We start from the raw sequence: 11,296 nt of genomic DNA, 5'->3' as shown, positions 1-11,296 counted from the left end.
GCTGTGACCCCGCGCAGTGACACCCCCACCCGTCCCGGCCCGATCCGCCGCGGCATCACCTACTCGGTCGGCCTCGTCCTCGTGGCCGGACTGCTCAACGCCCTCCCCGCGTCCGCCACGGCCTACAACCCGCGCCCGGAGGTTGAGGACCTGCCCTCCGTCGAGGGGCGGGACCTGGCCGCCGACCCCCTCGGCGGAAGCGACGCCGTCGCTGAGGCGGCCGTGACCGCTCCTCAGGAGGTCGACTGGCCAGAGGCCTCGGCCACCGATGTGGACCTGGGCGGGGAACAGGCGCGGACGTTCGGAGCACAGGAGCAGTCTCCGGTCACGGTCACGGCCGTGGCGGGGGAGGACCTCGCCGACTGGGAGATCCCCGAGCACTGGCAGGAGTGGGAACCGCAGGTTTCCGAGGACGACGCATCCGAGGAGGAAGTTCCCGCACCGGAGGAAACTCCCGCTCCGGAGGAGACGCCCTCGACGGAGGAACCGCCGAGCGGGGAACCTCCGGCACGGGAGCCCGATCCGGACACCGCTGAGGAAGCTGAAGAAGAGGCGCCGGAAGCCGCGCAACCCTCACCTGACAGCAGCCCGTCCCCCGACCACAACGAGATGCGCCGAGAGCCCGTCGTCTCCGATGAGCCCGAGGTGGACGCCTTCTCCGCCCCCGAGCCCGTCGAGTCGGTCCAAGTGGAGGTCCTGGACCAGGCCGACGCCGAAGCGGCCGGAGTGCACGGCCTGCTCGTCAGCATCACCCGCACCGACGACTCGCCCACTCTCGCACCGGTCCGGATGGAGGTGGACTACTCCGAGTTCGCCGCGGCGTTCGGCGGCGACTACGCCTCACGCCTGCACGTCGTCGAGCTCGACCCCTGCGTCCTGGACGACTCCTGCCCGGCCGAGGACACGGTCGCCTTCGATGCGCCCCAGCTCCTCGACAACAGCGTGTCGGACCAGAGCCTGTCCGCCGTCGTGGGAGCGGCGCCCGCCCAGGGAGCCCTGTTCGCGGTCACCGCCGCCCCTTCCGGGGGCAACGGCGACTACCGGGCCACGAAGCTCTCGCCCTCCTCCACCTGGAACGTCAACACCCAGGCGGGCGACTTCTCCTGGTCCTACGACCTGTCCGTCCCGCCCGCGCCCAGCACGCTGGTCCCCGCCATGGGGCTGAGCTACTCCTCCGGCGGGGTGGACGGGCGCGTGGCCACCTCCAACAACCAGACCTCCTGGATCGGCGACGGGTTCGCCTACGCCCCGGGATCGATCGAGCGCCGCTACGCCGCCTGCTCCGATTCCGGACACAAGACCGGTGACCTGTGCTGGAACACCGACAACGTCACCCTGTCCATGAGCGGGCACTCCGGTGCGCTCATCAAGCACGACGATGGCACCTACCGGCTCTCCAACGACGACGGGACCAAGGTCGAAAGGCTCACCGGCGCCACCAACGGGGCGCACGAGGGCGAGTACTGGAAGGTCACCACCCCCGACGGCACCCAGTACTTCTTCGGCCGCAACCGCCTGCCCGGCTGGTCCAGCGGCGACCCCGAGACCGACTCCGCGCAGACCATGCCCGTCTACGCGGCAGAGTCCGGGCAGCCCTGCTACGACTCCACCTTCGCCGAATCCTGGTGCCAGCAGGCCTACAAGTGGAACCTCGACCACGTCGTGGATGTGCACGGCAACGTCATGACGTTCTACTACGACGCCGAGACCAACCACTACGGCCGCAATCTCACCAACACCGCCACCCCCTACGTGCGCGCGGCCAACATCGAGCGCATCGAGTACGGGCTGCGCAGCGACGACGTGTACGCTACCGCCCCGGCGCGCGTGGCCTTCTCCACCTCCGAACGCTGCCTGGTCACCGACTCCTTCGACTGCGCTGCCGACGAGCGCACCTCCGACAACGCCGAGCACTGGCCCGACGTCCCCCTGGACCAGGACTGCGAGTCCGGTGCCTCCTGCGCGGGCAAGCACTCGCCCACCTTCTGGTCCACCAGGAAACTCGACGCCGTCACCACTCAGGTCCACAACGGCGACGAGTACACCAAGGTCGACTCCTGGACGCTGGAGCACTCCTTCCCCGAAGCGGGTGACGGCACCGGCCCGACCCTGTGGCTGGACTCCATCGAGCACACCGGTCACGTGGGCGGTACCGAGACCCTGCCCAAGGTCACCTTCGGCGGCACCCAGATGCCCAACCGGGTGGACTCACCCACCGACGACATCGCGCCTATGCTGCGCTGGCGCGTCACCGAGATCTTCACCGAGACCGGCGGACAGCTCGACGTCACCTACTCCGCACCCGAGTGCGTGCACGGCGAGACTCCCCAACCGCACAGCAACACCAAGCGCTGCTATCCGGTCAAGTGGACCCCCGAAGGCGGGGTGGAGCTGACCGACTGGTTCCACAAGTACGTCGTCACCGAGGTCAATGAACTCGACCTGGTCACCGACCAGCCGACACTGACCACGAGCTACGACTACGTGGGAACCCCGGCCTGGCGCTACACCGAGGCCGACGGCATGGTCAAGGACAAGTACCGCACCTGGGCGGACTGGCGCGGCTATGACCGGGTCATCGTGCGCACCGGCCACGCCACCGAGGAGCGGACCGAGACCGAGTACCTGTACTTCCAGGGCATGGACGGCGACAAACAGCCGAGCGGCACCAGGGACGTCTCCGTCACCGACTCACACGGCGTCGAGCACACCGACCACAAGGAGCTCAACGGCACCCTCCTGGAGACCATCGTCCGCGACGGCGAGGGCGGCCGGGAGATCTCCCGGGAGATCACCACCCCCTGGCTGCGTGAGACCGCCGAGGTCACCCACGACTGGGGCAGTCAGACCGCGCACATGATCCGCACCGAGCGGGTGGACAGCTTCGCCCGCCTGGCCGACGGCACCTGGCGCCACGCGCGGGTGGACCACACCCTCAACAACGACGGCGTCATCACCCGCACACGCGACCACGGCGACGTCGACGTCGCCGGTGACGAGACCTGCGTCCACACCACCTACGTCAGCAACAACGACGCCTGGATCCTCAACCTCGTCTCACGCACCGAAACCCTGGACGTGGACTGCGGACAGACCCCGCAGCGCCCCGAAGACGTCGTCACCGACGAACTCGTCCTCTACGACGGCGGTGACCACGGTGACGCCCCGACCCGCGGCCTGCCCACTCGAACGGAGAAGCTCGACTCCTACTCCGGCAGCCAGCCCGACTACCAGATGGTGCAGGAAGCCGAGTTCGACTCCTTCGGCAACACCGTCTCCGAAACCAACGCCAACGGCGGGGTGACCACCACCGACTACACCCAGACCGCCGTGGGACTACCGGAGTCGGTCACCGAGACCAACCCGCTCGGACACACCACCACCACGGTCGTGGACCCGGCGCGCGGCATGCCCGTGGCCGAGACCGACGCCAACGGCCGCACCATGCACCTGGCCTACGACCCGCTCGGCCGCCTCACGAGCGTGTGGCTGCCCGACCGCGATCCTGACAACGACATCCCCACCGCGAAGTTCGAGTACCACATCCGCCAGGACGAGCCCACCTCCGTCGTCACGCACACCCTGCGCACCTCGACCGAGTACACCACCGGCTACGAGATCTTCGACGCCTTCCTGCGCCTGCGCCAAACCCAGACCCCGAGTCCGGACGAGGACGGGGGCCGCCTGATCACCGACACCTTCCACGACACCCGCGGCCAAGTGGTCAAGGAACGCGAGGTCTACTACAACCTCGAGGAGCCCAGCGACACCCTGTTCGTCGTCGCCAATGACGGCGACATCCCCCGCCAGACCGAAACCCTCCACGACGGAGCCGGACGCGTCACCGACATCCTGCACGTCGGCTTCGGCGAGGCGCTCTGGCGCACCAGCACCGAACACCACGCCGACCGCACCCTGCTCACCCCGCCCGAGGGAGGCGTGGCCACCACCTCCATCACCGACGCCCAGGGACGCCTGAGCGAGGTACGCACCCACCACGGCCCCACCCCCGAGGGCGACTACGACGCCATCGCCTACACCTACGCCAAGAACGACGAACTGGCCACGGTCACCGATCCCGAGGGCAACACCTGGACCTACACCTACGACCTGCGCGGTCGCCTGGTCCAGACTGAGGATCCCATCGCGGGCACCACCACGATGACCTACAACCGGCTCGACCAGCTGGTGAGCACCACCGACGCCCGCGGCCAGACGCTCGCCCACTCCTACGACGCCATCGGCCGCCAGGTGGGTCTGCACGACGACGCACCGGATGGACCGCTGCGGGCGAAGTGGGTCTACGACACCCTGGCCGAGGGGCACCTGACCTCCTCCACCCGGTATGTGGACGGCAGCGCCTACACCTCCCGGGTGGTGAGCTACGACCGGTTCTACCGGCCCCTGTCCAGCGAGATCCTCATCCCCTCAAGCGAACCGGGGCTCGCGGGACGGTACCGGTTCAGCACCGCCTACAACCCCGACGGCACCGTGCAGTCCCAGAGGATGCCCGCCGTCGGCGGCCTGGGAACGGAATCGGTGGCCTACTCCTACAACAACCTCGGCATGCCCACCCACATGTCCGGGTTCACCGACTACGTCGCAGCGACCGTTTATAACAACACCGGTGAGCTGCGCCAGCGCACGATGGACATCGGTACGTCCGACACCCATGCCACCTACCTGACCCGTTACTACGACCAGGCCACCGGTCGTATGTCGGAGACCACCCTGGTTCCCGAACAGGGAGTCACCGGCTCACTGGTGCACCAGCACTACACCTACGACGACGCGGGCAACATCCTCAACCTGCGCGACGAGCCCACCGCCGAACACCTCCAGGCGGACGTGCAGTGCTTCACCTACGACCACATGCGCCGCATGACCGACGTGTGGACCCCCGACGCCACCGGCGAGCAGGCCTGCGCCGCCGAGCCCTCGGCCGACGCCCTGGGCGGAGCCGCACCCTACTGGCACGCCTACACCTACGACACCCTGGGCAACCGCACCACCGAGGTCCAGCACGGTCCCACCGGGGACATCACCCGCACCTACACCCACGGCGACACGACCGGACTGCGTCCCCAGGCTCTGACCAAGGTTGAGCAGACCGGTCCCGGCGGCGACCGGCTGGAGACCTACGCCTACGACGAGGCCGGGAACATGACCGGCCGCACCACCGCCTCACGTGACCAGGACCTGGAGTGGGACGCCGAGGGCAACCTGGCCCAGGTGACCGAGGAGGACGGCTCCCAGACCTCCTACGTCTACGACGCCGACGGCCAGCGCCTGATCCGCCACGCCCCGGACGCCTCCACCCTGTACCTGCCGGGCATGGAGCTGCGCCTGGACCGGCAGAGCCTGCTCAAGGAGGCCACCCGGTTCTACTCCTTCGCGGGGGAGACCGTGGCGGTGCGCAACAACGACGGCACCCTGTCGTGGATCCACTCCGACCGCCACGGAACCGGGCAGGTGGCGGTCAACGCCCGCACCGGCGAGACGACCCACCGGTACACGACGGTGTTCGGTACCGACCGGGGCAGCGTAGGCGAGTGGCCCTCCGAGCGCGGGTTCGTGGACGGGACGATCGACGCCTCCACCGGCCTGACCCAGTTGGGCGCGCGTGCCTACGATTCGGGGCTGGGCCGGTTCATTTCGGTGGATCCGCTGATGGACGTGACCGACCACCAGCAGATGCACGGTTACGTCTACGCCAACAACAATCCGGTGACCTTCACCGACCCCGACGGGCTGATGCTGAACTGCATCGACTCCTGCGGCCCTGGTGGCTACCTGGTGGTCAGCAAACCTGGTGGCGGCACTCGCCTGTATGACTACGACCGTAAGCAGTACATCACCAAGAAGCCCGGTGGTGGAGTCACCTACACGCCGGGCAGGACCTGGAACCCGCAGGGCAAGTCCTCTCGGCCTCGGGGCGGGGGGACGACGTACCAAGGGCAGCAGGGCCCCTCGCAGGCCTATCTGGACGCCCAACGGGAGAAAGAAGAGGCCAAGCAGAAGCTGATCGCCGCCGCGACCGGGCTGGCGAAACTGGTCGCGGACGAGCTGGGGATCACCGCTGGCCTCGAGTGCTTCACCACCGGTGACCTGGGTGCGTGCGGCGAGACGGCGCTGAACATCGCCACGATGTTCGTGGGTGGCCTGGCGGGCAAGATCGCCGTCAAGTACGGGTTGCGGTGGGGCAAGGCCGCGGAGCTGGGACGCAGGATCGCCGAGCTCGGCGGTGACCTCATCGACGGTATCGACGACCTGATCGACGCCAACAAGAAGGTCGACAACCTCGCGTGTCCGATCGGTAACAGTTTCGTGCCCGGAACACGGGTGGTGATGGCCGACGGGTCGACCAAACCGATTGAGGAGGTCGATGTCGGTGAGGAGGTGCTGGCGACCGACCCGGAGACCGGCGAGCGAACCGCGCGGACGGTGCTGGCCACCATCATCGGGTCGGGCAGCAAGCATCTGGTGGAGATCACGGTTGACCCGACCACCGAGCGCGAAGCAGCCGCTGAGGGCACCGGACCCGAGGCTGAAGCCGAACAGGACGAGCAGTCGGGTATCCCTGGTCCGGTAGCGGCGGGGGACGTGGTCATCGCGACCGACGAGCACCCGTTCTGGGTGCCCGACCTGGAGCAGTGGGTCGACGCGGTCGACCTGGCTCCGGGGATGTGGTTGCAGACCTCGGCGGGCACGTGGGTGCAGGTCTCCGCGGTCCAGGCCTGGACGCAGGCCGCAACGGTCCATAACCTGACCGTCCAGGGCGTCCACACGTTCCACGTGAGCGCAGGCCCGCTGGATGTCCTCAACCACAATGCAAGTACCTGTCCTCATCTGGACTTGAGCGGGGTTGAAGAGGACGCACAACCTTATGTCGAAAATGTGATCCATTCCATGGACACCGCTTACTCTCCCCCCTCTGGGGTGCGCCAAGGTGGGAGCAGGTCTGGGCAAGGGATTTATGCTGGAGGAGGACTCCCCAGAGAATCGGCGCGTTATTATGTGGAAACCGACGTCTTCCCGACCCCTGCTGGGGGGAGCCGTCCGGATGGCCGGTTGGTGCATGGAGCCAGGGGTGAGGTTTATTACTCTCCTAGGCATTACGAAAACTTTGTGCAAGTTAGAGAGCCCAACTGCTCTTGCTTGTGATCCGAGAAGAGCTCTATTTGGTTGCCGGGAGGTGGTCTTTGGTGAAAAATTCCGATCGACTGCACAAAGGAGGGTGGCATTACTCGTCTGTGGTAGTCCCCTGGACTGATATAGAGAATATTTTTCCGTGGCTGGGGAGTGAGCCGTACTTGGTCAGTGTTGGACAGGGTGAGGTGATCAAGGAAAGGCTTTCGGGCGAGGGGTTTTTGATCTCCGAAGTGAAGCTCGAAGGTGAGGCTTCTGAGAGGGAGTATGCGGGTGCGGTGCTTTCGTCATTGCGAATTTGGGAGGGTGGTGGGGCTAACTGGAATCTTTTCAGAGATCGATTGTGGGATTTTTACTCCCTTGGTGGTGGGCAGGTGGCCCTGGCTATCGAAGGGGTGGATCTCTGGTTTGGTTCTAACTTCAGGGAGGCTCTGCGGTGTGTTTACAGGACGCTTGAAATAATAAATGGTATGTATCCCATTGGGGATTCAAGTCAGAGGCAGATTTCTGTTTTCTTTGTTGGGGATTGGTTCAGGTTGGGGCGCGTCTAGCTTGTTGTTTAACCTCAGCCTGTGGCCAGAACTCTGTCCTGGCCACGGGTTTCGTTGTTCTCCGGACACCAGGACGGCCCCGGGGTGATCATGTGCGCTGTCGAGACGCTAATGATCACACCCAAGGCCGTGTAGGTGAGTGTGCTGCACAAAAACACCCCTGTCGAACCGATACCGGAGTTGGTGTGTCCTGTATTTTTCGGAGTCGGATTTTCGCATCACTGGAACCATCTGGCCCTTCAAGGTGGGCACTGTGGAACGTCATGGATGCCTCGCCGAGTTCCGCCGCAAGGTGTTGGACCTGGTCCAGGCTGGGCGCGGGATCTCGGATGTGGTACGTCGGTCGCCGCCGGTAAAGTATCAAACAGGGCGCGCTCACCCCTGGTGGTGCAGAGGAGCCGGGCGAACGAAGGGATGGGCATGACGGATCCTGCCGATGCCGTACAGCGCGAGGCGATCCGCGTTGAGACTGTTCGAATCCACGAGAGCGCTGTTTTCTCTGCCCAAGGACAGTTCGAGGCCGCCAAACTCTGGCGGGGGCTCCATTGGGCCCTCGGCATGCTTACGGCGGGCCTCAGTACCACCGCAGCGGTGGTCACGTTTGCCGCGGATGCCCAGATCTGCTCGGGAGTCCTGGCGGTGGTTGCGGCCATTGCGGCGGCGGTGCTGACCGGAATTCGCCCGGACAATCTGGCGCAACGGGCACAGAGAGCTCATCTCAAAAGCCATCAGCATGCTTGGCCAGGTGCTTGTAACAGATGAGGATGCAGGCGATGCCGAGCATGGCCAGGAAAGTGGAGGCCTTGCGCTCCCAGCGCACGTTCAACCTGCGGTAGGAGCCCAGCCAGGCGATCGAGCGCTCGATCTTGTACCGGTGCCGACCCAGGCGTCGGGAGGACTCGATGCCGGGGCGGGCCAGACGCACTCCGATGCCGCGCTCTCGCAGCCAGCGGCGCTGAGCCCTGGAGTGGTAGGCCTTGTCGCCGTGGAGCTTGGCCGGACGCCGCCGCCGGGGACCTCGCCGCGATCGCACCGCGGGGATACCTCGGACCAGGGGCTTGAGTGCTTCGATGTCGTTGACGTTGGCCGCGGAGACGGCGCAGGTCAGCGGGAGACCCTGGTTGTCGCACAGCAGGTGGAGCTTGGAGCCGGACTTGCCACTATCAGTGGGGTTTGGCCCCGTGTTCTCCCCCTCTCTTTGCGCGGATCGACTGGGAGTCGACGGTGGCGCGGGACCAGTCCAACAGGGCGCGTCTGCCCAGCTCATCCAGGATGGTGCGGTGGATCGTGGGCCACAGGCCCGCCTCGGTCCAAGTCTGGAACCAGCGGTGGGCGGTGGCTCGGGTGACGCCGAACAGGCCGTCGGCCTTCTCCCAGGAGCAGCCGGAGGCCTGGACGAACAGCACCGTGGTCAACACGGCTCTTTGGTCGACTCGGGGGCGGCCGGTCTTCGGCGCGGGTGGCAGCAGAGGCTGGACGATCTCCCAGAGCCCATCGGGCAACACATCACTCACAGCACGTGATCATGCCAGGCGCAGGGCCACCTCGCAGGGCTTTTGAGATGAGCTCTACTGAGTTTTTCGTTAGTTGTGTGGGTACGGAAAGCTCAGTCGTGTGAGCATGGCGGTATGCCCCCGCGAGTCGACCCCGACACCCCTACTGAACCCGTCCCGCCGCTGACCCGCCCGCAACTGGCCGAAGCCCGACGGATGCGTGCGGTCGAACTCCTGGACCAAGGTCACTCCCAGGCCCAGATCGCCCGCATGCTCGGGGTCACACCTGAGAGCGTGCGGCGCTGGCAACGTCGGATGGACCAGGGCGGAACCGCGGCGCTGCGCCGCCGCCCGCCCACCGGACGACCTCGCAAGCTCACCGATGCGCAGGTGGAACAGATCCGCATGGCCTTGGAGGAGGGCGCCCTGGCACACGGATTCGCCTCCGACCTGTGGACCCTGGAGCGCGTGGGTCTGGTGGTCGAGCGCACGAGTGGTGTGCGTTTGTCGCGGGCCTCGGTGTGGCGGCTGCTCACCGTGCGGTTGGGGTGGAGTCTGCAACGGCCTCAGCGCAAGGCTGTGGAGCGCGATGAGGCCGAGATCGCCCGGTGGGTGGCCCATGAGTGGCCGCGCATCAAAAGGGGGCCTTGAGAAACCGGGCATGGATTGTCTTTCTCGACGAATCGGGCGTCTCGCTGCTACCTCAGGTGCGCCGCACCTACGCGCCCCGCGGCCGCACCCCGACCCTGCGCCACCGGTTGAACTGGAAGCGAGCAGGGATGGCCGCCGCATTGGGCTACCACGCAGCCGACCCTGGACGTGGGGCCCGGTTGTGCTTCGATCTGCGTCCGGGCAGCTATGACACCAACGCCTTAATCGCGGTCCTGGAGCAGCTCAAGACCTTCTACGAAGGTGAACAGGTCGTGCTGGTCTGGGACGGCCTTTCCGCGCACTGGAGCCGGGCCATGCGTACCTGGGTCGCTGAGCAGGACTGGCTGACTCTGGAACGGCTGCCCGCCTATGCCCCCGAACTCAACCCCGTGGAGATGCTGTGGTCAGCGATCAAGACCCGGGAGTTGGCCAACGTGGCCGGTGACCACCTGGCCGATGTCGCCGACGCGGCGGAGCAAGGCATCAACCGTGTCTGTGCAGATGACCGACTCCCCTGGTCCTTCCTGGCTCACACCGGGCTGGAGATCCACTCTCCAGCCCCACACAACTAACGAAAAACTCAGTAGAACTCATCTCGAAAGTCCTGCGAGATAGCTCTGAGCCTGGCATGATCACGTGCTGTGAGCGATGTGTTGCCTGACGGGCTCTGGGAGATCGTCCAACCCCTGCTGCCGCCGGCCCCGAAGACCGGCCGCCCCCGCGCCGACCAGAGAGCGGTCATGACCACCGTGCTGTTCGTCCAGGCCTCGGGCTGTTCCTGGGAGAAAGCCGACGGCCTGTTCGGCGTCACCCGTGCTACCGCCCACCGCTGGTTTCAGACCTGGACCGAAGCGGGCGTATGGCCCAAGATCCACCGAGCTGTTCTGGACGAACTGGGCAGAAGGGCCCTGCTGGACTGGTCCCGCTCCACCGTTGACTCTCAGTCGATCCGCGCCAAGAGAGGGGGAGAACACGGGGCCAAACCCCACCGATAGGGGCAAACCCGGCTCCAAGCTCCACCTGCTGTGCGACAACCAGGGTCTCCCGTTGACCTGCGCGGTCTCCGCGGCCAACGTCAACGACATCGAAGCACTCCAATCCCTGGTCCGGGGCGTCCCCGCTGTGCGCTCACGCCGAGGCCCCCGCAGGCGGCGTCCGACCAAACTCCACGGCGACAAGGCCTACCACTCCCGGGGTCAGCGCCGCTGGCTGCGCGAACGCGGCATCGGGGTGCGCATCGCCCGCCCCGGCATCGAGTCCTCACAACGGCTGGGAAGGCACCGGTACAAGGTCGAGCGTTCCATCGCCTGGCTGGGCTCCTACCGCAGACTGAACGTGCGCTGGGAGCGCAAGGCCTCCACCTTCCTGGCCATGCTCGGCATCGCCTGCATCCTCATCTGCTACAAGCACCTGGCCAAGCATGCTGATGGCTTTTGAGATGAGCTCTCAGGG

6 protein-coding genes are annotated in these 11,296 nt (G+C 66.3%); 5 read left to right on the top strand and 1 reads right to left on the bottom strand.

The genetic code is table 11. The features are described 5' to 3' along the window. Positions 1–1,155 precede the first annotated feature (1,155 nt). The gene (locus ABD54_RS03340; RefSeq protein WP_394324528.1) at positions 1,156–7,164 is read left to right on the top strand and encodes an RHS repeat-associated core domain-containing protein; all 6,009 of its coding nucleotides are present in this window, start codon (positions 1,156–1,158) and stop codon (positions 7,162–7,164) included. An 89-nt stretch (positions 7,165–7,253) separates the two neighbouring features. Next, the gene (locus tag ABD54_RS27730; RefSeq protein ID WP_152691991.1) at positions 7,254–7,700 is read left to right on the top strand and encodes a hypothetical protein; all 447 of its coding nucleotides are present in this window, start codon (positions 7,254–7,256) and stop codon (positions 7,698–7,700) included. Between the two features lie 718 nt (positions 7,701–8,418). Here ABD54_RS27730 and ABD54_RS26955 read toward each other — a convergent pair. Next, positions 8,419–9,214, bottom strand: a protein-coding gene (locus ABD54_RS26955) for an IS5 family transposase (protein WP_200904033.1) whose coding sequence is annotated in 2 segments (ribosomal slippage) — positions 8,419–8,884 and positions 8,883–9,214 — 798 coding nt in all. Because the reading frame shifts where the segments join, the coding sequence is not laid out codon by codon here. A gap of 114 nt (positions 9,215–9,328) precedes the next feature. Here ABD54_RS26955 and ABD54_RS03325 point away from each other — a divergent pair. The 3 genes from ABD54_RS03325 to ABD54_RS27725 all read left to right on the top strand — a co-directional run bounded on the left by ABD54_RS03325 (position 9,329) and on the right by ABD54_RS27725 (position 11,281). Continuing rightward, complete coding sequence (locus tag ABD54_RS03325) at positions 9,329–9,844, top strand: IS630 family transposase (protein WP_152691989.1); 516 nt, start codon at positions 9,329–9,331, stop codon at positions 9,842–9,844. Continuing rightward, positions 9,817–10,416 (top strand): transposase, encoded by a 600-nt coding sequence (locus ABD54_RS03320; RefSeq protein ID WP_235431962.1) that lies wholly within the window; start codon positions 9,817–9,819, stop codon positions 10,414–10,416. Before ABD54_RS03325 ends, ABD54_RS03320 begins: the two co-directional genes overlap by 28 nt. Positions 10,417–10,485: 69 nt before the next feature. Further along, positions 10,486–11,281 (top strand): IS5 family transposase gene (locus ABD54_RS27725; RefSeq protein ID WP_235431961.1). Its coding sequence is split into 2 segments (ribosomal slippage): positions 10,486–10,817 and positions 10,816–11,281, totalling 798 coding nucleotides; the frame shifts between segments, so codons are not numbered across the junction. Positions 11,282–11,296 lie beyond the last annotated feature (15 nt).

The sequence above is a fragment of the Nocardiopsis sp. RV163 genome (assembly GCF_001029525.1).
In the GTDB taxonomy this organism is placed as follows: domain Bacteria; phylum Actinomycetota; class Actinomycetes; order Streptosporangiales; family Streptosporangiaceae; genus Nocardiopsis; species Nocardiopsis dassonvillei.
Note: the sequence above shows the minus strand (reverse complement) of the source record. Positions and strands in the feature narration are given on the sequence as shown.

Coding starts and splice junctions, on each gene's coding strand:
- ABD54_RS03325 (WP_152691989.1), top strand. CDS start 9,329: ATGCCCCCGCGAGTCGACCCCGACACCCCTACTGAACCCGTCCCGCCG.
- ABD54_RS03340 (WP_394324528.1), top strand. CDS start 1,156: ATGGGGCTGAGCTACTCCTCCGGCGGGGTGGACGGGCGCGTGGCCACC.